At 61.6% G+C, this 19,230-nt stretch carries 23 protein-coding genes; 14 read left to right on the forward strand and 9 right to left on the reverse strand.

Features of this window, described 5'->3' with window-relative positions; genetic code table 11:
• Nucleotides 1-12: 12 nt before the first annotated feature.
• The 4 genes from maiA to CUJ84_RS03270 all read right to left on the reverse strand — a co-directional run bounded on the left by maiA (nucleotide 13) and on the right by CUJ84_RS03270 (nucleotide 3,646).
• On the reverse strand, nucleotides 13-657 hold the full coding sequence (maiA, locus tag CUJ84_RS03255; protein WP_105005158.1) for a maleylacetoacetate isomerase: 645 nt from the start codon (nucleotides 655-657) through the stop codon (nucleotides 13-15).
• A gap of 22 nt (nucleotides 658-679) precedes the next feature.
• Nucleotides 680-1,171: a GNAT family N-acetyltransferase gene (locus tag CUJ84_RS03260; protein WP_105005159.1), complete on the reverse strand. Its 492-nt coding sequence runs from the start codon at nucleotides 1,169-1,171 to the stop codon at nucleotides 680-682.
• Between the two features lie 16 nt (nucleotides 1,172-1,187).
• Nucleotides 1,188-2,603, reverse strand: a complete 1,416-nt coding sequence (tldD, locus tag CUJ84_RS03265) for a metalloprotease TldD (RefSeq protein ID WP_105005160.1) — start codon at nucleotides 2,601-2,603, stop codon at nucleotides 1,188-1,190.
• Nucleotides 2,604-2,977: 374 nt separating this feature from the next.
• Nucleotides 2,978-3,646, reverse strand: coding sequence for an invasion associated locus B family protein (locus CUJ84_RS03270; RefSeq protein WP_199788765.1), 669 nt, complete (start codon nucleotides 3,644-3,646; stop codon nucleotides 2,978-2,980).
• Between the two features lie 316 nt (nucleotides 3,647-3,962).
• Here CUJ84_RS03270 and coxB point away from each other — a divergent pair, with 316 nt between their 5' ends.
• From coxB to CUJ84_RS03295, 6 genes are all read left to right on the forward strand, one after another.
• On the forward strand, nucleotides 3,963-4,847 hold the full coding sequence (coxB, locus tag CUJ84_RS03275; RefSeq protein WP_042954399.1) for a cytochrome c oxidase subunit II: 885 nt from the start codon (nucleotides 3,963-3,965) through the stop codon (nucleotides 4,845-4,847).
• 17 nt (nucleotides 4,848-4,864) lie between these two features.
• Nucleotides 4,865-6,565, forward strand: a complete 1,701-nt coding sequence (gene ctaD, locus CUJ84_RS03280; RefSeq protein WP_105005162.1) for a cytochrome c oxidase subunit I — start codon at nucleotides 4,865-4,867, stop codon at nucleotides 6,563-6,565.
• 67 nt (nucleotides 6,566-6,632) lie between these two features.
• Complete coding sequence (locus CUJ84_RS03285; protein WP_105008075.1) at nucleotides 6,633-7,583, forward strand: heme o synthase; 951 nt, start codon at nucleotides 6,633-6,635, stop codon at nucleotides 7,581-7,583.
• Nucleotides 7,583-7,723 (forward strand): hypothetical protein, encoded by a 141-nt coding sequence (locus CUJ84_RS38200; protein WP_012756322.1) that lies wholly within the window; start codon nucleotides 7,583-7,585, stop codon nucleotides 7,721-7,723. Before CUJ84_RS03285 ends, CUJ84_RS38200 begins: the two co-directional genes overlap by 1 nt.
• A complete protein-coding gene (locus CUJ84_RS03290) occupies nucleotides 7,720-8,328 on the forward strand; it encodes a cytochrome c oxidase assembly protein (RefSeq protein ID WP_105005163.1) in 609 nt (202 codons plus the stop codon). Before CUJ84_RS38200 ends, CUJ84_RS03290 begins: the two co-directional genes overlap by 4 nt.
• Nucleotides 8,329-8,389: 61 nt before the next feature.
• A complete protein-coding gene (locus CUJ84_RS03295) occupies nucleotides 8,390-9,268 on the forward strand; it encodes a cytochrome c oxidase subunit 3 (protein ID WP_105005164.1) in 879 nt (292 codons plus the stop codon).
• Between the two features lie 313 nt (nucleotides 9,269-9,581).
• Here the strand turns inward: CUJ84_RS03295 and CUJ84_RS03300 are convergent, their stop codons facing one another.
• Nucleotides 9,582-10,223 (reverse strand): chloramphenicol phosphotransferase CPT family protein, encoded by a 642-nt coding sequence (locus CUJ84_RS03300; protein ID WP_105005165.1) that lies wholly within the window; start codon nucleotides 10,221-10,223, stop codon nucleotides 9,582-9,584.
• A 248-nt stretch (nucleotides 10,224-10,471) separates the two neighbouring features.
• On the opposite strand from CUJ84_RS03300, the gene CUJ84_RS03305 reads away from it, so the two are divergent.
• From CUJ84_RS03305 to CUJ84_RS03330, 6 genes are all read left to right on the forward strand, one after another.
• Nucleotides 10,472-10,852, forward strand: coding sequence for a DUF983 domain-containing protein (locus CUJ84_RS03305; protein ID WP_003557084.1), 381 nt, complete (start codon nucleotides 10,472-10,474; stop codon nucleotides 10,850-10,852).
• Entirely contained in the window at nucleotides 10,845-11,600 is a 756-nt protein-coding gene (locus tag CUJ84_RS03310; RefSeq protein WP_105005166.1) for an SURF1 family protein, read from the forward strand. The genes CUJ84_RS03305 and CUJ84_RS03310 overlap by 8 nt, the downstream gene beginning before the upstream one ends.
• A gap of 63 nt (nucleotides 11,601-11,663) precedes the next feature.
• Nucleotides 11,664-12,665: a 4-hydroxy-3-methylbut-2-enyl diphosphate reductase gene (gene ispH, locus CUJ84_RS03315; protein WP_003545997.1), complete on the forward strand. Its 1,002-nt coding sequence runs from the start codon at nucleotides 11,664-11,666 to the stop codon at nucleotides 12,663-12,665.
• A gap of 70 nt (nucleotides 12,666-12,735) precedes the next feature.
• On the forward strand, nucleotides 12,736-13,701 hold the full coding sequence (locus CUJ84_RS03320) for a homoserine kinase (RefSeq protein ID WP_105005167.1): 966 nt from the start codon (nucleotides 12,736-12,738) through the stop codon (nucleotides 13,699-13,701).
• On the forward strand, nucleotides 13,698-14,153 hold the full coding sequence (gene rnhA, locus CUJ84_RS03325) for a ribonuclease HI (RefSeq protein ID WP_105005168.1): 456 nt from the start codon (nucleotides 13,698-13,700) through the stop codon (nucleotides 14,151-14,153). Before CUJ84_RS03320 ends, rnhA begins: the two co-directional genes overlap by 4 nt.
• 82 nt (nucleotides 14,154-14,235) lie before the next feature.
• Nucleotides 14,236-14,622, forward strand: coding sequence for a hypothetical protein (locus tag CUJ84_RS03330; RefSeq protein WP_105005169.1), 387 nt, complete (start codon nucleotides 14,236-14,238; stop codon nucleotides 14,620-14,622).
• Nucleotides 14,623-14,802: 180 nt separating this feature from the next.
• Here CUJ84_RS03330 and CUJ84_RS03335 read toward each other — a convergent pair whose 3' ends face one another.
• The 3 genes from CUJ84_RS03335 to CUJ84_RS03345 form a co-directional block, all read right to left on the reverse strand.
• The gene (locus tag CUJ84_RS03335) at nucleotides 14,803-15,888 is read right to left on the reverse strand and encodes a zinc-binding metallopeptidase family protein (protein ID WP_105005170.1); all 1,086 of its coding nucleotides are present in this window, start codon (nucleotides 15,886-15,888) and stop codon (nucleotides 14,803-14,805) included.
• A 148-nt stretch (nucleotides 15,889-16,036) separates the two neighbouring features.
• Nucleotides 16,037-16,228: a CsbD family protein gene (locus CUJ84_RS03340; protein ID WP_105005171.1), complete on the reverse strand. Its 192-nt coding sequence runs from the start codon at nucleotides 16,226-16,228 to the stop codon at nucleotides 16,037-16,039.
• Between the two features lie 98 nt (nucleotides 16,229-16,326).
• Nucleotides 16,327-16,932 carry a YqgE/AlgH family protein gene (locus tag CUJ84_RS03345; RefSeq protein WP_105005172.1) on the reverse strand — a complete coding sequence of 202 codons (606 nt, stop codon included), beginning with the start codon at nucleotides 16,930-16,932 and terminating at the stop codon, nucleotides 16,327-16,329.
• 141 nt (nucleotides 16,933-17,073) lie between these two features.
• On the opposite strand from CUJ84_RS03345, the gene CUJ84_RS03350 reads away from it, so the two are divergent.
• Together CUJ84_RS03350 and CUJ84_RS03355 are read left to right on the forward strand one after the other, a co-directional pair.
• On the forward strand, nucleotides 17,074-17,937 hold the full coding sequence (locus tag CUJ84_RS03350; RefSeq protein WP_105005173.1) for a protein-disulfide reductase DsbD domain-containing protein: 864 nt from the start codon (nucleotides 17,074-17,076) through the stop codon (nucleotides 17,935-17,937).
• Nucleotides 17,938-18,023: 86 nt separating this feature from the next.
• Entirely contained in the window at nucleotides 18,024-18,509 is a 486-nt protein-coding gene (locus CUJ84_RS03355; RefSeq protein WP_011650769.1) for a peroxiredoxin, read from the forward strand.
• A 242-nt stretch (nucleotides 18,510-18,751) separates the two neighbouring features.
• Here CUJ84_RS03355 and CUJ84_RS03360 read toward each other — a convergent pair whose 3' ends face one another.
• Entirely contained in the window at nucleotides 18,752-19,216 is a 465-nt protein-coding gene (locus CUJ84_RS03360; protein ID WP_105005174.1) for a nuclear transport factor 2 family protein, read from the reverse strand.
• Nucleotides 19,217-19,230: the final 14 nt, after the last annotated feature.

Raw genomic sequence — 19,230 nt, forward strand, 5'->3', positions numbered from 1 at the left:
CTGCACAATGGTTTAGGCAAGGCCCTCCGTCTTCGGAAAATCCGGCTGCATCTCCGGCGTTGCGGAGCGGAAGGCGTCGAGCGGCACGCACCGCTGCTCGACTGCAAGCAGCAGAGGATAGGGTGAGAGATCGTGGCCGAGACGGCGGGCATTGCTCATCTGCGGGATGAGATGCAGATCGGCCCAGCCCGGACGATCGCCGAAACAGAAGGGCGACGGGCTCTGACGCTGCGCAAGCGTCTGTTCGAGCGCTGCAAAGCCGAGGCCCAGCCAATGCTGCAGCCAGCGCTTCACCTCCGCCTCGCCGCCGCCGAGGTCGTCCCGCAGGAGATGCCGGACACGCTGGACCGTCAAAGCGTGCATCTCCGAAGCGATATGGGCGGCAAAACCTCTCGCCTGGGCGCGCAGCCCGGGATCTTCGGGCAGGAGGCTCGGAATGGGGTAGGTCTCTTCGATATATGCGAGGATGGCTGACGATTGCGGCACGATATGGCCGCCGATATCGAGTGCGGGCAGCAGCCCCTGCGGATTGAGCCGGCGATATTCGCCCGGCTCCAGCGAGCTCACGGAAACGTAGTGATAGGGGATACCCTTGAGGTTGAGCGCGATCCGCACCCGTTCACCCGCCGAATTCTGCCATCGCGAAATCAGCCGCATCCCGATCTTCCCAAAGCTGGAGTCAGCCGACCTTATAGTGGTAGAATTTGCTGTCCACCGCCATCAGCGGGAAGGAGCGGGGCAGGGCGCTCTTGGCGATCTCGGTAAAGCCGTTCTTCTCGTAGAAGCGATGCGCGGCGACGAACTTGTCGGTTGTGCCGAGGAAGATATCGGTGAGGCCAACATCCCTGGCGTGGGCAAACAGGCGATCGAGGAGCCGCGCCGCCACGCCATGCTCGTGGCCGCGAACCTCAGCTGAGACGAACATCTTGCGCAGCGCCGCATGGTTGTTGCCGATATCCTTGAGCCCGACCGTGCCGACGATGGCGCCATCCTTGACGGCGACCCAGAACTGCCCCTTGCCGGACTGATAGAAATCCGGGATGACCCGGAGATCCGGCTGCGCATCCACGGTGATATCGATGCCGAATTCCTCGCGCTGGATCGGCAGGATCACCGAAAGCACGGCATCGGCGTCATCGGCGGTGAAGGTTCTGATTTCGACGTCCGCCATGACCGATCCTTTTGCCTCAGGTCTGCGTGCCGCCGACCGTCACCTGATCCATGCGCAGATGCGGCTGGCCGACGCCGACGGGAACCCATTGGCCGGCCTTGCCGCAATTGCCGATGCCGGTATCGAGCTTCATGTCGTTGCCGATCATCGACACCCGCTTCATCGCATCCGGCCCGTTGCCGATCAGCATCGCGCCCTTGATCGGCGCACCGACCTTGCCGTTTTCGATCAGATAGGCCTCGGTGCAGCCGAAGACGAACTTGCCGGAGGTGATATCAACCTGGCCGCCGCCGAAGGAGACGGCATAGATGCCCTTCTTCACCGAGGCGATGATTTCCTCAGGCGTCTTGTCGCCGCCGAGCATGTAGGTGTTGGTCATGCGCGGCATCGGCACATGGGAATAGCCCTGGCGGCGGCCGTTGCCGGTCGGCGCCATGCCCATCAGCCGGGCATTCTGCCGATCCTGCATATAGCCGACGAGCTTGCCGTTTTCGATCAGCACGTTGTAGGCAGACGGGGTGCCCTCGTCGTCGATGGTGATCGAGCCGCGGCGATTGTCGATCGTGCCGTCATCGACGACGGTGACGCCGGGAGCGGCGACCATCTGGCCGAGGAGGCCTGAAAAGGCCGAGGTTTTCTTGCGGTTGAAATCGCCTTCCAGCCCGTGGCCAACAGCCTCGTGCAGCATCACGCCCGGCCAACCCGAACCGAGAACGACGTCCATCGTGCCTGCCGGCGCATCGATCGCCTCGAGGTTGACGAGCGCCTGGCGCAGCGCCTCGTCGGCGCCGTATTGCCAGCTGCCCTCGGCGATGAAATCACCGAAGCCGATGCGCCCGCCGCTGCCATAGGAGCCGCTCTCCTGCCGCTCGCCTTCGCCGACCATCACCGAGATGTTGATGCGCGTCATCGGCCTGATGTCGCGGACGCGGTGTCCGTCGGCGCGCAGGATGTCGACGACCTGCCAGCTTGCGGCGACCGAGGCCGTCACCTGGCGCACCTTGTCATCCTTGCCCCTGAGATAGGCATCGATGTCCTGCAGGACCTTGACCTTCTCCTCGAAGCTCGGCTGGCCGATCGGGTTCTCGTCGCTGTAGAATTTCTTGTTGGTGCCTTGCGGTGCTGCCGCGTAGGAGCCGGAATAGCCGCGTGTCACCGCGCCGACCGCATCGGCCGCACGCTTCAGCGCCGCCACCGAGAGATCGCCGGCATGGGCATAGCCGACCGCTTCGCCGGCAACGGCGCGCAGGCCGAAACCCTGTTCGGTGTTGAAGCTGCCGCCCTTCAGCCGGCCATTGTCGAAGGTCAGCGCTTCTGCCTGCGCATGCTCGATGAACAGTTCGCCGTCATCGGCGCCCGAAAGCGCCTCAGCCACGTGCTTGCGCATCGTCGCTTCATCGGCATCGAAAAGCGTCAGGAGATCGGTGGTCATGGTATGGCTCCAATGGGCATGCGTTCAGGAGTGCACTTACTCCCTAGATAGGGCTCCACATAATAAGGAGTGAAGCCCCGCCGTCGAATTATTCTTTTTTAATGGGATGTGAGCGTTTCCACCGCCTTGTGCTGCGTGGCGGCGCGGCTTTTTTGCATAATCACTTTGAGAGCTGATTTGTTCGAATGCCGAGAAAATATCCGCCCCTCACCCTAACCCGGACGTGCCTTGCGCTAGGTGAGTGGGGAACGGAGAGGTTGCGGCATATCCCCTTCGCCCCGCGAGCGGGGGTCCGAAGGACGGGTCGAGACCCGTGGCTCGACCCCGGTCGGTGGCGGCAGCCGGATGAGGGGCGGACCCCACGGCAGCCCGCATCACGGCAGGGCGTCGAAACCTTCGGCGAAGCCCTTGAGGTCGACGGGGATGCCGATGCCTTCTTCCGGGGTCTGGAAGACGATGAATGTTGCCTGGGCACCGCTGCGGAAGGTCTTGAGCAACTCGTCCTCGAGCACGACTTCGGCGTAGCAGCCATCGGCGAAGCAGCGGACGAAATAGGCGCGGCCGATATCCTTGCCGTCGACATTCAGCCCGAGGCCGTTCGGCAGCAGCACGCCGAGCGGCGCCAGCACGCGCAGAATCTTCGACTTGCGGTCGGCCGTCTTCAGCACGACGACGGAAAGCCCGACCTCCGGCCGATCCTCGGCGATGACGTTTTGCATCAGCGCGCATTGTTCGGTCGCAGCCCCGGCCGGCTTGTCGCAGACGACAGACCATGCGCCATGATTGGACTTTACCGTGCCGGGCGCCGGCGGCTGCGTCTGGCCGGGTGTCACCTGTTCGACATTCGGTTTGGTGGCGCTCGGCTGTTGCGGCGCCGGAGCAGGGGTCGGCGCCGGCGCCGAAGCGGGGGGCTTGGCCTGTGACGGCGTGGGTTGCTGCTGTGCGAAAACGGGCGTCGTCGCTGCGGCCGCGATGCTGGCAGTCAGGAGAAGCGACTGCGCGAGGGAACGGAAACCCATGGAAACCTCTGGATATCGAATCATTGCGGCTATTGTTGAAGCTGCCCACCAAAAATGAAAAGCCCCACCCCGTGAAAACCGGGGGACTGCGGCGGAAATTGGACCTTTGCGAAATAATGTGTCGCGCGCGGATTGGCCGGAAAGCCGATTTTTCATATGCTGATGAAAAACTTGGGATGTTTTGCCGTTCTGACCTGCCTATGCTTTGAGCAAAAATGCCGCATAGACAATTGCTCTGACCTGTTGCGGCAAATGCCAAACTGTGGTTTGAAGCGCTGAAGATGGCAAGGATTCTGCGTTCTATTTTGCAGGTCAAGCGCTCGAGGGAGATAATAAGGTGATGAAGAAGGCTTATGCAGCCCTGACCACGCTGGTCTGTCTGCTTTTTGCTTCCGGCACATATGCCGACCAGCCCATGCCGTGGCAGGCAACGCTGCAGCCGGCGGCAACGCCGATCATGCGGGAGATCCATTGGTTCGAACAATATACCCTGTGGTTTATCGTTCCGATCACGCTTTTCGTTCTGGCCCTGCTCATCGTCGTCTGTTTCAAGTTCCGCGCCAGCGCGAACCCGGTTCCCTCGAAGACGAGCCACAACACGCTGATCGAGATTGCCTGGACCGTGGGGCCGGTCCTGGTGCTTCTTCTTCTCGCCATTCCTTCGTTCAACCTGCTGACGGCGCAGCTGACGCTGCCTGAAAACCCCGACGTCACGATCAAGGCGACCGCCACCCAGTGGCAGTGGAACTACGAATATGAAGGTTCGGGCGAAAGCCCGCTGGCTTTCGATTCCTACCTGCTGAAGGATACGGACCGCGCGGCCGCCGGCAAGGAAGACAAGTCGATCTATCCCAGACTTCTGGCCGTCGATAACGAGCTGGTCCTGCCGGTCAACAAGACGGTCCGCGTTCTCGTGACCTCTGCGCCGACCGACGTCATCCACGCCTTCGCCATGCCGTCCTTCGGCGTCAAGATCGATGCCGTGCCGGGCCGCCTGAACGAGACCTGGTTCAGGGCCGAGCGCGAAGGCCTGTTCTACGGCCAGTGTTCCGAGCTCTGCGGCAAGGACCATGCGTTCATGCCGATCGCCATCCGCGTCGTCTCCGAGGACAAGTACAAGCAGTGGCTGACCGCAGCCGCCAGCGACCTGCCCGGCGCCTACAAGACACTCATGGCTGCAACCGATGGTCCCGCAAAGACCGTCAACGTCGCCGAAGCACAGTAATTAAGGGGATCGGGACAATGGCTGGACCTTCCGCTCACGACGATCATTCTCATGATCACGCCCACCATGACCACGCGCATGACGATCACCATGATCACGCGCACAAGCCGAGCTTTGCCAATCGCTGGCTGTTCTCGACCAACCACAAGGACATCGGCACGCTCTATCTGATCTTCGCGATCATTGCCGGCATCATCGGTGGCGCGCTGTCGGTTGCCATGCGCATGGAGCTGCAGGAACCGGGCATCCAGATCTTCCACGGCTTGGCCTCGATGGTCTACGGCTATGAGGGCGATGCCGCGATCGACGGCGCCAAGCAGATGTTCAACATGTTCACGACAGCGCACGCGCTGATCATGATCTTCTTCATGGTCATGCCGGCGATGATCGGCGGTTTCGCCAACTGGATGGTGCCGATCATGATCGGCGCGCCTGATATGGCTTTCCCGCGTCTGAACAACATCTCCTTCTGGCTGATCGTTCCCGCCTTCGCGCTGCTGCTGCTGTCGATGTTCGTCGAAGGCCCGGCAGGCGCTTATGGCACGGGTGGCGGCTGGACGATGTATCCGCCGCTGGCAACGACCGGCACGCCTGGACCGGCGGTCGATCTTGCGATCTTCGCCCTCCACATTGCCGGCGCCTCGTCGATCCTCGGTGCGATCAACTTCATCACCACGATCCTCAACATGCGCGCTCCCGGCATGACGCTGCACAAGATGCCGCTGTTTGCCTGGTCCGTGCTGATCACCGCCTTCCTGCTGCTGCTGTCGCTGCCGGTTCTGGCAGGCGGCATCACCATGCTGCTCACCGACCGCAACTTCGGTACCTCCTTCTTCTCTCCGGAAGGCGGCGGCGACCCGATCCTTTACCAGCACCTGTTCTGGTTCTTCGGTCACCCCGAGGTCTACATCCTCATCCTGCCGGGCTTCGGCATGGTCAGCCACATCATCTCGACCTTCTCGAAGAAGCCGATCTTCGGCTACCTCGGCATGGCCTACGCCATGGTCGCGATCGGCGCCGTCGGCTTCGTTGTCTGGGCCCACCACATGTACACGGTTGGCCTGTCGCTCGACGCACAGCGCTACTTCGTCTTCGCGACGATGGTCATCGCCGTTCCGACGGGTGTGAAGATCTTCTCCTGGATCGCGACGATGTGGGGCGGCTCGATCTCGTTCCGCACGCCGATGCTCTGGGCGATCGGCTTCATCTTCCTGTTCACGGTCGGTGGCGTCACCGGCGTCCAGCTCGCCAATGCCGGTCTCGACCGCTCGCTGCATGACACCTATTACGTCGTGGCCCACTTCCACTACGTTCTGTCGCTCGGCGCCGTCTTCGCGATCTTCGCCGGCTGGTACTACTGGTTCCCGAAGATGACCGGCTACATGTACAACGAGTTGGTCGGCAAGCTGCATTTCTGGATCATGTTCATCGGCGTCAACCTGGTGTTCTTCCCGCAGCACTTCCTCGGCCTCGCCGGCATGCCGCGCCGCTACATCGATTATCCGGATGCCTTTGCCGGCTGGAACTATGTTTCCTCGATCGGTTCCTACATCTCGGCCTTCGGTGTGCTGATCTTCCTCTACGGCGTCTTCGAAGCCTTCGCCAAGAAGCGCGTCGCCGGCGACAATCCGTGGGGTGAGGGTGCAACGACGCTCGAATGGCAGCTGCCTTCGCCGCCGCCCTATCACCAGTGGGAACAGCTTCCGCGCATTAAGTAATTTGCGCGGACATCAGGACGCCGCTTTCGATACGGCGTCCTGATGGTAAGACATTCAGGACAGAATGATGACGGTCATCGACAATCACGAGGTGCTTGCAAAGGACGGCGAATTGTCGGAAGCGAGTGCGCGCGATTATTTCGAATTGTTGAAGCCACGGGTGATGTCGCTCGTGGTCTTCACTGCCTTTGCCGGTCTCGTGCTGGCGCCGGGCCACATCCATCCCGTCCTCGGCCTGATCGCCATTCTCTGTATCGCCGTCGGCGCCGGAGCCTCCGGCGCGCTGAACATGTGGTATGACGCCGATATCGACGCGATCATGAGCCGCACCGCCAACCGTCCGATCCCGGCCGGCCGCATCGCGCCTTCCGAGGCGCTCGCCTTCGGCCTGGTGCTGTCAGGCTTCTCGGTGGTGATCCTCGGCCTGGCCGTCAACTGGCTCTCGGCCGGCATCCTCGCCTTCACCATCTTCTTCTATGCCGTGGTCTACACCATGTGGCTGAAGCGCTCGACGCCGCAGAACATCGTCATCGGCGGCGCTGCCGGCGCCTTCCCGCCGATGATCGGCTGGGCTTGCGTGACCAACAGCGTGACGATCGAGAGCACCGTTCTCTTCCTCATCATCTTCCTGTGGACGCCGGCGCATTTCTGGGCGCTTGCCCTCTTCAAGATGCGCGATTACGAGGCCGTCGGCGTGCCGATGCTGCCGAACGTCGCCGGCGAACGGGTGACCAAGCATCAGATCGTCGCCTATGCGGTGCTGACCGCCGTCTGTGCGGTGTTGCCGTCCTTCCTCGGTTTCGCGAGCCTCGGTTATGGCCTTGTCGCGGCCGCCCTCGGCGCGATCTTCATATACTGTTCCATCGCCGTCTGGCGCATGCCCGACGGCGATGTGAAGATGATCCCGGCGAAGAAGCTCTTCGGCTTCTCGATCTTCTATCTCTTCGCCGTGTTCTCCGCCTTGATGATCGACCGGCTGGCCTCGCTGCTGGTCTCGCATACGGGAGGTTGGTTCTGATGGAATTGGTCAAGCTCACGGAAAAGCAGCTCAAGTCGCGCCGCAACCGCAACGTCGCGCTGGGGCTGGTGCTGGCCGGCCTCGTCGTTCTCTTCTACGTGATGGCAATCGTGAAGATCGGCGGGGGAACGGCGGGATGAGCGAAAACGCCGATACACCGAAAAAGCCCGGCCGCAACAACGGCGCCGTCGTGATGATGTGCCTGAGCTTCGTCTTCGGCATGGGCGCGATGAGCTATGCCGCCGTGCCGCTTTATCGCATCTTCTGCCAGGTGACCGGCTATAACGGCACGACGCAGCGCGTCGACCAGATGTCGAGCGTGGTGCTCGATCGCACGATGCGCGTCACCTTCGACGCCAATGTCGCGCCCGGCCTGCAATGGGAATTCAAGCCGGTCCAGCGCGAGGTCAATCCGAAGATCGGCGAGACCATCCAGGTCAATTTCACCGCCGAGAATCGTTCGAACGAAACCCAGCGCGGCCAGGCGGTTTTCAACGTCACGCCGGGCGAAGCGGGCGTCTATTTCAACAAGGTGCAATGTTTCTGCTTTACGGAAACGGACCTGAAGCCCGGCGAGAAGCTCGACATGCCGGTCGTGTTCTACATCGATCCTGAAATCGTCAAGGCCGTGGAATCCAGGGATATCCACACGGTCACGCTGTCATATACGTTCTACCCGAAAGAGGGTCCGAAGCCGGTGGCTTCGAATGAGGGTGGAGCGGAGAAGATTGAAAAGAAACTTTGATCAAGGCTCGTTTCCGGCTATGCCGGGAGCGGAGTGAAGGAAGACATCCGGGGATAACGACATGGCCGATGCTCACCAGAAGAATCACGACTATCACATCATCGATCCGAGCCCGTGGCCGATTCTCGCCTCGCTCGGCGCCTTCATCATGGCGATCGGCGGCGTCTGCTACATGCGTTATCTCAACGGCGGCTCGTTCAAGGTCGCCGGCGCGGAGCTCGCCAATCCCTGGCTCTTCTACATCGGCTTCGCGCTGGTGCTCTACGTCATGTACGGCTGGTGGGCCGATACGGTGAAGGAAGCCCATGAGGGCGCCCACACCCGCGTCGTCTCGCTGCACCTGCGCTACGGCATGATCATGTTCATCGCTTCGGAAGTGATGTTCTTCGTCGCCTGGTTCTGGGCCTATTTCGACGCCAGCCTCTATCCGAACGAAGCGATCCAGGCCTCGCGGCTGCTCTATACCGGCGGCACCTGGCCGCCGAAGGGCATCGAGGTCCTCGATCCCTGGCACCTGCCGATCTACAACACCGTCATCCTGCTCCTGTCGGGCACGACGGTGACCTGGGCGCACCATGCGCTGCTGCACAACGACCGCAAGGGCCTGATCCAGGGCCTGACGCTGACGGTGGTGCTCGGCGTGTTGTTCTCTTCCGTCCAGGCCTATGAATATGCTCATGCGCCCTTCGCCTTCAAGAATTCGATCTACGGCGCGACCTTTTTCATGGCGACCGGCTTCCACGGTTTCCACGTCCTCGTCGGCACGATCTTCCTGGGTGTCTGCCTGATCCGTGCGCTGCGCGGCGACTTCACCCCGAAGCAGCATTTCGGCTTCGAGGCGGCAGCCTGGTACTGGCACTTCGTCGACGTCGTCTGGCTGTTCCTGTTCTTCTGCATCTACGTCTGGGGCGGCTGGGGCGCACCCCTCGCGGCCGGCTGATCGGAACCATAGTCAAGCAAAAGGCGGGCCTCGTGCCCGCCTTTTTTGTTGGCAAATCTCGTCCTTTACCCGGCCCGTGCCACGGCGGTTCAGTTCGCGCTCGTGGCTGCCCCTCACCCTAACCCTCTCCCCGTAAAAAACGGGGAGAGGGGACGTGCCAAACGCAGCGCCGAGATTGAGGGAAGCCGGTGCGGCATAGTCCCTTCGCCCCGCGAGCGGGGGTCCGAAGGACGGTGCCGGCAGCCGGATGAGGGGCTGGCAGCGGCAATCTCCTGGCTGAGGTTAGGACCCCTTCGAGCTAGCTCTTTTCGGCTCAGCGCGCCCCGGCGATCCGTTCGAAGGCCGATGGCTCGGGAATGCCGAGATCCAGCTGATGGCGGATCGCCTCGGCGCATTCGAGCGGTGTCAGCACTGAGGTATCGACCTCCATGTCGTAGATGCCGGGACGATGAACCTCGTCCTGCCAGCGCTGCACCGGTTCCGGGACTGGCACGTCGTCGGTGGCGCTGAGATAAAGCGTCTCGCGCCCTTCTTGGACAATGTCGCGCCGCTGCATGATCGTCTCGATCGGACAGCGCACGCCGACGAACAGCACGGGGAAGTCTTCCAGGCGCCGGGCGCAATCGCCGAGGATGCCGAGCGGCTGCGAATAGCTGTCATGGTGGCCGAGATCGGCGATGACATTGAGGCCCAGGCTGGCATGGATGGCGATCGATTCGTAGAGCGCCGCATAAAAGAACGGCACCAGTTCCTCCAGGTCCGGCCGTTCGCCGCCCGGCCGCAGTCCGATGCCCGGCAGGTAGCGCTTCGGTGTCATGGCATTGTAGCCGTCGACGCCGAGGTTGAGCCACGGCCCCTCGAAGTGTTCCTGTACTGCGCGCGCGATGCTTGATTTGCCGCTCCGCGGCGCGCCGTTCAGGATAATGATCTGCACGGAATGGTTATCTCTAGTCATCAGTCTTCTTCTTCTGTTTGGCGCGAATCATTACAGCGCCGCGCGACTTTTCAGACGCGGCAAGGACGCTGTAACACTTTGAATTGCTGTATAGTTCCTCACATCGATTCCGATGTGAAGAACTATCAGCGGGACGAAAAAGCGCAGGCATTTCCATTCGGGATGCGAATACTTTATGGGAGAGTTAAGGCAGCATCGAAAAAGCCGCGGCCGCCAGGCTGTCGGAAGGAATGGCCGGAAGGAATGGAATGAACGAGGACAGCGCCCATTTTCCCCCCGTCGATCCGGTGAAAACCGGCATCAAGGGCTGCTGCCCGCGCTGCGGCCAGGGCAAGCTGTTCGACGGCCTGCTCGGCGTAAAGCCGCGCTGCGCCGCCTGCGGCCTCGATTATTCCTTTGCCGATTCCGGTGACGGCCCCGCCGTCTTCGTCATCCTCATCGTCGGCTTCATCGTCATCGGCATGGTGCTGTGGCTGCAGGTCAATTACGGGCCGCCGATCTGGGTGCACATCCTGCTCTTCGCTCCGCTGACAATCGTCCTGTCGCTGCTGACGCTGCGCTGGTTCAAGGGCATCCTGATTGCCATGCAATACCGTCATAATGCCCGCGAAGGACGCCTGAGTGACTGAAATAGTGCATGTAACGCCGCGCCGCCGGCTGCCTGTCTTCACCGGCATCCTGGTGCTGATCGCCCTTGCCATCCTGATTTCGCTCGGCACCTGGCAGGTGGAGCGCCTGCACTGGAAGGAGGGCCTGATCGCCGATATAGCCGCGCGGCAGGCAGCAAGCCCCGTGCCGCTGGCCGACATCGAGGCGATGGCGGCTGCAGACCTCGACATCGAATACCGCAAGGTCACGGCCAGCGGCCGCTATATCAACAACAAGGAGCGGCACTTCTTCGCCACCTGGCGCGGCCAGACCGGCTATTACATCTATACCCCGCTGGAGCTTGCCGACGGGCGCAGTCTCTTCGTCAATCGCGGTTTCGTTCCCTTTGACAACAAGGAGCCGGAAATGCGCATGCAGGGCCAGTTGACGGATCAGCAGACCGTCACCGGCCTGGCGCGCGAAAAGCTTCCCGGCAAGCCTTCCTGGGTGGTGCCCGACAACGACGTCGCCAAGAACATCTTCTACTGGAAGGATCTCGACGTCATGGCCTCCAGCGTCGGGCTGGAGAAAGCGAGCGTCATCCCCTTTTTCGTCGATGCCGATTCCACCCCCAATCCGGCCGGCCTGCCGATCGGCGGCGTCACCCAAGTGGATCTGCCGAACGACCATCTGCAATATGCTTTCACCTGGTACGGACTGGCCGCCGTGCTTATCGTCGTGGTGGCGATCTCCTGGTTCCGCAAGGGCGCCAAGACACCTCAGCAATAGTATCACTTCAATTCCTGGCCATATTGGGCTAGAGGTCCCTAAATCTCTCAACCCGGAACAGACATGAATATTGCGGCGAAACCTCCTTTGACGATCAGGCTCTGCGGCCCGCGCGGCTTCTGCGCCGGTGTCGACCGTGCGATCCAGATCGTCGTGCTGGCGCTGAAATCCTATGGCGCCCCGGTCTATGTGCGCCACGAGATCGTCCACAATCGGTATGTCGTCGAGGGGCTGGAGGCCAAGGGCGCCGTCTTCGTCGAGGAGCTGGACGAAATCCCGGCCGAACACCGCGCCCAGCCGGTGGTCTTCTCCGCCCATGGCGTGCCGAAATCGGTGCCGGAGGATGCAGCAAGCCGCAACCTCTTCTATCTCGACGCCACCTGCCCGTTGGTCTCCAAGGTCCACAAGCAGGCGATGCGCCACAATCGCCTCGGCCGCCATGTCGTCCTTATCGGCCATGCCGGCCACCCCGAGGTGATCGGCACGATGGGCCAACTGCCGGAGGGGTCCGTCTCGCTGATCGAGACGATCGAGGATGCCGACGCCTATGTCCCCGTTGATCCCGATAATCTCGGCTATGTCACCCAGACGACGCTGTCGGTTGACGACACGGCCGGCGTCATCACCCGCCTGCACGAGCGCTTCCCGAACCTGACGGCGCCGGCAGCGGACTCGATCTGTTATGCGACGACCAACCGGCAGGAAGTGGTGAAGCAGGCAGCTCCCGGCTGTGATCTCTTCATCATTGTCGGCGCGCCGAACTCTTCCAATTCCAAGCGCCTCGTTGAAGTGGCGCTCAGGGCAGGGGCGAAGAAATCCATCCTCGTGCAGCGCGCCGCCGAGCTCGACTGGGACGAGATCGGCGCGATTTCGACGCTCGGCCTCTCCGCCGGCGCCTCCGCACCCGAAGTCATCGTCAACGAGATCATCGAGGCTTTCCGCGCCCGCTTCGACGCCCGCGTCGAACTGGCCGAAACGGTGCAGGAAACCGAAAATTTCCTCGTCAACCGCGAACTGCGTAGCATCGAGCTGACGGCGGCCGACATGGCTTTCGTCAACGGCTAGATCGGCCTTTCGGCCTGGCGTCCACTCCGGCAAATCCAATATCAACAAGGCATGAAGGGCGAGACCTCACTTGGCAGTCTATACCGATATCGCCGAAGACGATCTGAAGTGGTTCCTGACGGAATATGACGCAGGCACGCTGCTCTCCTACAAGGGGATCGCCGAAGGCGTCGAAAACTCCAACTTCCTGCTTCACACCTCCAAGGATCCGCTGATTCTGACGCTCTATGAGAAGCGCGTGGAAAAGAGCGACCTGCCTTTCTTCCTCGGCCTGATGCAGCATCTTGCCGCCCGCGGTCTGTCCTGCCCGCTGCCGCTGCCGCGCCGGGATGGCGCGCTGCTCGGCTCACTCTCCGGCCGTCCGGCGGCGCTGATCTCCTTCCTCGAAGGCATGTGGCTGAGAAAGCCGGAAGCAAAGCACTGCCGCGAAGTCGGCAGGGCGCTCGCCGAGATGCATGTGGCCGGCGATGGTTTCGAGTTGAAGCGGGCGAATGCACTGTCGATCGACGGCTGGCGGGGGCTCTGGGAGAAATCCGAGGCGCGCGCCGGCGAGGTCGAGCCCGGCCTGCAGACCGAGATCCGCAACGAACTCGATTTCCTCTCCACTGCCTGGCCGAGTGGCCTGCCGGCCGGCGTCATCCACGCCGACCTCTTCCCCGACAACGTCTTCTTCCTCGGCGACCAGCTCTCCGGCCTGATCGATTTCTATTTCGCCTGCAACGACCTGCTCGCCTATGACGTCTCGATCTGCCTGAATGCCTGGTGCTTCGAGAAGGACGGCGCCTACAACATCACCAAGGGCACGGCGATGCTCGAGGGTTACCAGAGCGTCCGGCCGTTGAGCGACGCCGAAATCGCTGCCTTGCCGGTACTGTCGCGCGGATCCGCGCTGCGCTTCTTCCTGACCCGGCTCTATGACTGGCTGACGACGCCGGAAGGCGCCATGGTCACCAAGAAGGACCCGCTCGAATATCTCCGCAAGCTGCGCTTCCACCGCCAGATCAAATCGCCCGCCGAATATGGATTGAGCCTATGAAACACGTCGATATCTTCACCGACGGCGCATGCTCCGGCAATCCCGGCCCCGGCGGCTGGGGCGCGGTGCTGCGTTATGGCGCTGTCGAAAAGGAGCTTTGCGGCGGCGAGGCGGACACGACGAACAATCGCATGGAACTGCTGGCGGCGATCTCGGCGCTGTCGGCCTTGAAGAGCCCTTGCGAGGTCGATCTCTATACCGACAGCGCCTATGTCAAGGACGGCATCTCCAAGTGGATATTCGGCTGGAAGAAGAACGGCTGGAAAACCGCGGACAAGAAGCCGGTGAAGAATGCCGAGCTCTGGCAGGCGCTGGAGGCGGCCCGTGACCGCCATAAGGTGACGCTGCACTGGGTCAAGGGCCACGCCGGCCATCCGGAAAACGAACGCGCCGACGAACTCGCCCGCAGGGGCATGGAGCCGTTCAAGAAGGGCAAGGCGGTTTCGTTTTAAGTCAGTTCGCATTTTACCCGAGTTCGAAAGCCTGCCGAAATTTCCATCGGATATAGTATGGATCCGACACAGGGGTTGGCTGATGACGCTTGGTGGCCTTTTCGGGCGCATTGCCCTTCAGATGTTTTTCGGCTTTGTGCTCGTTCTTTTCGCCGGGGGAGGCTTGTACTGGATACTCGCCTTCTTTCTCGCGGTGCCGGCCATCGGATTGTCACTCGTTATCTTTGCACCTGTGGAGTATCTTTCAGCAAGGTTGGGTGTCCGTTGGCTTGCCTGGATCGCCATACCCTTCGTGGGCGCGCTATGCCCGCGGCTCGTCGCGCTTGTCGACTCGAATCCGAACTTTGCCGCTGGCGTTCACGACCTCTCATATCTCTCCACCATGGCAGGCGTCTTTTGGACCCTATCTTCTGTGATAGTCGCATATCTTCAACTTCCGATCGTGCCCGACAAACGGCTTTTTGATTAGTTCGAGCTGAAAACGCGATTGCGTGCCGGCGCATGGATCGCTGTGATGCGGTCAAAGCTAGCCGATCTTGCATTGACTCTTTCACCGCGCCGACGCGCGGTGGCTGGATTCCTGTGACGAGCACAGGAATGAGGGTGGAGATATTGTGACGCCTCACGATAGCGACAGCTTTCCAGCTCCTCAAGCCGCCTGTTGCTGCGGTGCCGTCGCGGCGCCCTGGATCAGCCGGTGCAGATATTCGAGCTTTGCCACGACAGTCGAGGACAGCACGAAGGGGTAGGAGTCCGGCTGTCCCATGCTGCGCTGGATGGCGTTGATCGCCAGGCTGAGCGGCACCCAGGCGCTGACCAGCTGTTCGGCGCTTCTTGCCCGGTAAGGGATGAAATCCACCTCGCCGGCGATTTCCTCATGGCCGCGCGGATCGATGGCGATGCCGAAGGCACGCGCCGTTTCGAGCGTATCGACGATATGGAGGTAATGCGCGAAGCATTCGGCGAAATCCTCCCAGGGGTGCGACGCCGCATAGGCGCTGATGAAATTGTCCTGCCATCCCGAGGGCGCGCCGCCGGCATAATGGTTCTGGAGGGCTGTCGCATAGTCCTGCCGTTCGTCGCCGAAGACGGCGCGGAAATCGGCAAGGCCGCCCCGATCGCGCACCAGCTTGTTCCAGATGAAATGGCCGGCCTCGTGGCGGAAATGGCCAAGCAGCGTGCGATAGGGTTCGTTCATCGAGCTGCGCGCCTGTTCGCGCGTCGCATCGTCGGCCTCTGCGGCGCGGATGGTGATCAGGCCTTCCTCATGGCCGGTCATGGCCGGCACGATATAACCGTTGCTCTCTATCGAATCCTCGAGGAAATCGAAGACCAGGCCGCCCTGCGGGTCTTGCGCCCGATCGGGATGCGGCAGCTTCCAGCGCAGCAGCGAATAAAACAGATGGCGCTGGGCCTGGCTGATGCGCCGCCAGCGATCGATACCGTCCTGGGTATCGGTGTTCGGAACCAGCCGGTTATGGCGGCAGGCAACGCAGAATTCGCTCTCGCCGTCACCGTCCACCAGCCAGTTGCAGATGTCGAGGCTGGCATTGGCGCAGAAGCGGACGTCGCGATCGGGATTGGAAACGAGCTGCCAGAGTGTCTCGTCGCGCGGCTCCAGCGCATGCATCGCCAGATCGCCGGGCAGGAAGCCAAGGCGATGATTGCAGCGCACGCATCGACGGTTGTCGAAGTGGACGACCTGATCGCAGTTATCGCAGGCAAAAAGCTTCATCGTATCTATCTCTGCAGAGCATGAGGGTGACGGATTAAAAATGCCTGCCGCGCGAGGGCGCAGCAGGCATGGTGATAAAGGATGAGCGTCGACTGCGCATTCCTTAAATCGGAAGCACAGCGTCCTTTGCGCGTCTTAGTGCTGTCGCTCAGAGCCGATCGACGGCGCCCTTGAGCTTGTCCTTGACCTTGCCGGTTGCGACCTGTCCCTTGCCCTTGGCTTCCTGGACGGCGCCCTTGGCCTGCATCTCGCGATCGTCCGTCGCCTTGCCGACGGCCTTTTTGGTCTTGCCGGCAATTTCGTTTGCCTTACCGGAAATCTTGTCGCTGGTGCTACCCATGTGTGATGTCTCCTTGGTCGGCATGGGCCTTTTGTCCATGCTTGCCGAAATGAAACGTCACTCTTGGCTATTCGTTCCCGCTGCCGTCAGGCCAGCTTTCAGGCATGGCCGGCTTCGGCCGAAAGCATCGCAGCGGTTACGCCCATGCCAGCGAGCGCCCGCTCGTATTTGTCGTCGAGGCTGCGGTCGAAGATCAACTCCTCGTTGGCCGGGCAGGTGAGCCAGCCATTGTTGACGACCTCGCTTTCGAGCTGGCCGGCCGACCAGGAGGAATAGCCGAGCAGCATCGTCGCCCGCGTCGGCCCATTTCCCTTGGAGATGGCGCGCACGATATCGAGCGTCGCCGTCAGGCAGATGTCGTCGCTGACGGGAATGCTGGAGTCGCTGGAATAATCGTCCGAATGCAGCACGAAACCACGGCCGCTTTCCACCGGGCCGCCGGTCTGGATCGGGAATTCGCGCGCCCGCTTTGGCAGCACGATCGAATCTTCCTGCTTGATCATGTCGAGATGCAGCAGCACATCGGTGAAGGTGAGGCTCTGTGGCCGGTTGATGACGAAGCCCATGGCGCCGGCATCCGAATGCGCGCAGATGTAAATCACGGTGCGCGCAAAATTGCGGTCTTCCATGCCCGGCATGGCGATGAGGAACTGGCCATCGAAGAAGCCACGTTCCCGTCTGTTCTTCAGGGTCAATAAGGACATCGTTCCTCCTGCTGCTAGACCGCACCAAGGCCTCGACAAAAGAAACATGGGCCAATGTCACACATCAATCAACTGAAAATGAAGATTTAAATCGCCGCGACTTCTGGCGGCCAAACACCACATTCGGTAAACCTTTGTTCCATGATGATTATTTCCTCAGGCCCGCGCAGGCTTTTAATGGCGGTTGTGTCGGTGGCCGCAGCCCTTGTGCCATTTTATTCCGCCCATGCGGAAATGAGCGCCTGGGCGGACAACGAGGGCGGGCGCATGCGCCTCGTGGCGCTCGCACCCGATGCCGCCGGCAAAATCCGCGCCGCCCTTCAGATCGAGCCGAAATCCGGCTGGATCACCTATTGGAAAGAGCCCGGCGGCAATGGCATTCCGCCCCAGATCACCATCGCGGCGGAGAGTGGCGTCACGCTCGATGCCATCGCCTATCCCGTTCCCAAGCATTTTTTCAACGGGACGATCGAGGATATCGCCTATGACGCGCCGGTGACGCTGCCGCTGTCGCTGACGGCGGCCGGCAAAGGCCCGGTTGCGATCGACGCTGCCGCCTTCATCGGCATCTGCAAGGATATCTGCATTCCTTTCCAGGCGAATTTTCAGCTGAAGCTTGGCCCCGCCATCCAGTCGCACCCGCAAGAGGAGGCGATCCTTCAGGCCGCCGATGCGAGCCTGCCGAAGCCGCCATCGCAGGATTTCGACGTAATCGCGCATGCGATGTCGCCCGATAGAAAGACGCTGTCGTTGACGCTGGCTTTGCCGGGTGAGGGGCCGGGCGAGGGGCCGAGCGAAGGGAAGGCCGCGCCGGATATCATCGTCACCGGCCCGAGCGGCCATGCCTTCACCAAGCAGATCGGCGGCAAGCGCGACGGCGCCACCTTCAAGGTCGATGTCGCTATCGGCAAACTGCCTAAGAATTACGACATATCCGGCAAGCGCTGGGGCGTGCTGGTCATCGACGGCGAAAGGGCCATGGAGACCACTCTTGCCTTTCAATGATGGGCTCCTATAGTCGCCGCAGATCCCCTGCGGCGCCCGCCGCCGCCAAGCCGGAATTCCCAAAGCCAGAACTCAAGGAGAAAACCATGACCATCGCGATCGGCGACAAGCTTCCTGCCGCCACCTTCAAGGAAAAGACGGCTGACGGCCCGGTCGAAATCACCACCGATCAGCTCTTCGCCGGCAAGCGCGTCGTGCTCTTTGCCGTGCCGGGCGCGTTTACGCCCACCTGCTCGCTGAACCACCTGCCGGGTTATCTCGAAAACCGCGACACCATCCTTGGCAAGGGCGTCGACGACATCGCCGTCGTCGCCGTCAACGACTGGCACGTGATGGGCGCCTGGGCGCAATCATCCGGCGGCATGGGCAAGATCCACTTCCTCGCCGATTGGGATGCCGGCTTCACCAAGGCCGTCGGCCTCGACGCCGACCTCTCCGCCGGCGGCCTCGGCCTCCGCTCCAAGCGTTATTCGATGCTGGTGGAAGACGGCGTGGTGAAAGCCCTCAACGTCGAGGAAAGCCCCGGCCAGGCAACCGTCTCGGGCGCTGCCGCGATGCTGGAACAGCTCTGAGCGTTCGAACAAGATCTGCCCCTCACCCTAACCCTCTCCCCGTAAACGGGGCGAGGGGACGTGCCCTGCGAGGGGCCGGTGGGGAACAGAGAGGTCGCGGCATTGTCCCTTCTCCCCGCAGGCGGGGGTCCGAAGGACGGGTCGAGACCCGTGGCTCGCCCCTGGTTGGTGGCGGCAGTCGGATGAGGAGCGGGGCCCAACGGTGTCGATACAGCCAGGCGCGTCGGCACCCTCTATCTCGGTCAGGCAGTGACCATCTCCATCGTGTCACGCCATGTGAAATGCGACGTGCGCTTCGAGATCAGCCACCGACCATCCTGGCGCACATACTCGTCATTATAATAAACGCCGTTGGTATTTCTGATCTTTTTGCCATCGACTGTGTTGACGAGGACAACCAGGCAATAGTGCACTGCCGTTGCGCGGTCTCCGTCAATTTCGGCGGTATGCTGACCATTGATATGGTAGGCCGTCTCGAAATTGGCCATGAAGCCGGTAAAGGTCTCCTGAATCTCCTTGCGGCCTTTGAGCGACGCAAAAAGCTGTCCTTCGAAGTAGGTGTCGACGACGGCGTCTTCGGCAAAGAGCAGGGACTGAGTGGCCAAATCTTTCTGGTCGGCGAGATTGGCGAAAGTGTCGACGAGTGCTTTGAGGGCGACCTTGTCTTCGAGGGTCTGGATGCGCTGTTCCAGAGTATTGTTCTGCATGGAAATCTCCTTGA

It is taken from the genome of Rhizobium leguminosarum (assembly GCF_002953715.1).
GTDB classification, from domain to species: Bacteria; Pseudomonadota; Alphaproteobacteria; order Rhizobiales; family Rhizobiaceae; genus Rhizobium; species Rhizobium leguminosarum_V.

What these genes read in the sequence shown, in the direction of transcription:
- maiA (WP_105005158.1), bottom strand. Translation starts at nt 657, where the DNA reads ATGCGGCTGATTTCGCGATGGCAGAATTCGGCGGGTGAACGGGTGCGG.
- CUJ84_RS03260 (WP_105005159.1), bottom strand. Translation starts at nt 1,171, where the DNA reads ATGGCGGACGTCGAAATCAGAACCTTCACCGCCGATGACGCCGATGCC.
- tldD (WP_105005160.1), bottom strand. Translation starts at nt 2,603, where the DNA reads ATGACCACCGATCTCCTGACGCTTTTCGATGCCGATGAAGCGACGATG.
- CUJ84_RS03270 (WP_199788765.1), bottom strand. Translation starts at nt 3,646, where the DNA reads ATGATTCGATATCCAGAGGTTTCCATGGGTTTCCGTTCCCTCGCGCAG.
- coxB (WP_042954399.1), top strand. Translation starts at nt 3,963, where the DNA reads ATGAAGAAGGCTTATGCAGCCCTGACCACGCTGGTCTGTCTGCTTTTT.
- ctaD (WP_105005162.1), top strand. Translation starts at nt 4,865, where the DNA reads ATGGCTGGACCTTCCGCTCACGACGATCATTCTCATGATCACGCCCAC.
- CUJ84_RS03285 (WP_105008075.1), top strand. Translation starts at nt 6,633, where the DNA reads ATGACGGTCATCGACAATCACGAGGTGCTTGCAAAGGACGGCGAATTG.
- CUJ84_RS38200 (WP_012756322.1), top strand. Translation starts at nt 7,583, where the DNA reads ATGGAATTGGTCAAGCTCACGGAAAAGCAGCTCAAGTCGCGCCGCAAC.
- CUJ84_RS03290 (WP_105005163.1), top strand. Translation starts at nt 7,720, where the DNA reads ATGAGCGAAAACGCCGATACACCGAAAAAGCCCGGCCGCAACAACGGC.
- CUJ84_RS03295 (WP_105005164.1), top strand. Translation starts at nt 8,390, where the DNA reads ATGGCCGATGCTCACCAGAAGAATCACGACTATCACATCATCGATCCG.
- CUJ84_RS03300 (WP_105005165.1), bottom strand. Translation starts at nt 10,223, where the DNA reads ATGACTAGAGATAACCATTCCGTGCAGATCATTATCCTGAACGGCGCG.
- CUJ84_RS03305 (WP_003557084.1), top strand. Translation starts at nt 10,472, where the DNA reads ATGAACGAGGACAGCGCCCATTTTCCCCCCGTCGATCCGGTGAAAACC.
- ispH (WP_003545997.1), top strand. Translation starts at nt 11,664, where the DNA reads ATGAATATTGCGGCGAAACCTCCTTTGACGATCAGGCTCTGCGGCCCG.
- rnhA (WP_105005168.1), top strand. Translation starts at nt 13,698, where the DNA reads ATGAAACACGTCGATATCTTCACCGACGGCGCATGCTCCGGCAATCCC.
- CUJ84_RS03330 (WP_105005169.1), top strand. Translation starts at nt 14,236, where the DNA reads ATGACGCTTGGTGGCCTTTTCGGGCGCATTGCCCTTCAGATGTTTTTC.
- CUJ84_RS03335 (WP_105005170.1), bottom strand. Translation starts at nt 15,888, where the DNA reads ATGAAGCTTTTTGCCTGCGATAACTGCGATCAGGTCGTCCACTTCGAC.
- CUJ84_RS03340 (WP_105005171.1), bottom strand. Translation starts at nt 16,228, where the DNA reads ATGGGTAGCACCAGCGACAAGATTTCCGGTAAGGCAAACGAAATTGCC.
- CUJ84_RS03345 (WP_105005172.1), bottom strand. Translation starts at nt 16,932, where the DNA reads ATGTCCTTATTGACCCTGAAGAACAGACGGGAACGTGGCTTCTTCGAT.
- CUJ84_RS03350 (WP_105005173.1), top strand. Translation starts at nt 17,074, where the DNA reads ATGATGATTATTTCCTCAGGCCCGCGCAGGCTTTTAATGGCGGTTGTG.
- CUJ84_RS03355 (WP_011650769.1), top strand. Translation starts at nt 18,024, where the DNA reads ATGACCATCGCGATCGGCGACAAGCTTCCTGCCGCCACCTTCAAGGAA.
- CUJ84_RS03360 (WP_105005174.1), bottom strand. Translation starts at nt 19,216, where the DNA reads ATGCAGAACAATACTCTGGAACAGCGCATCCAGACCCTCGAAGACAAG.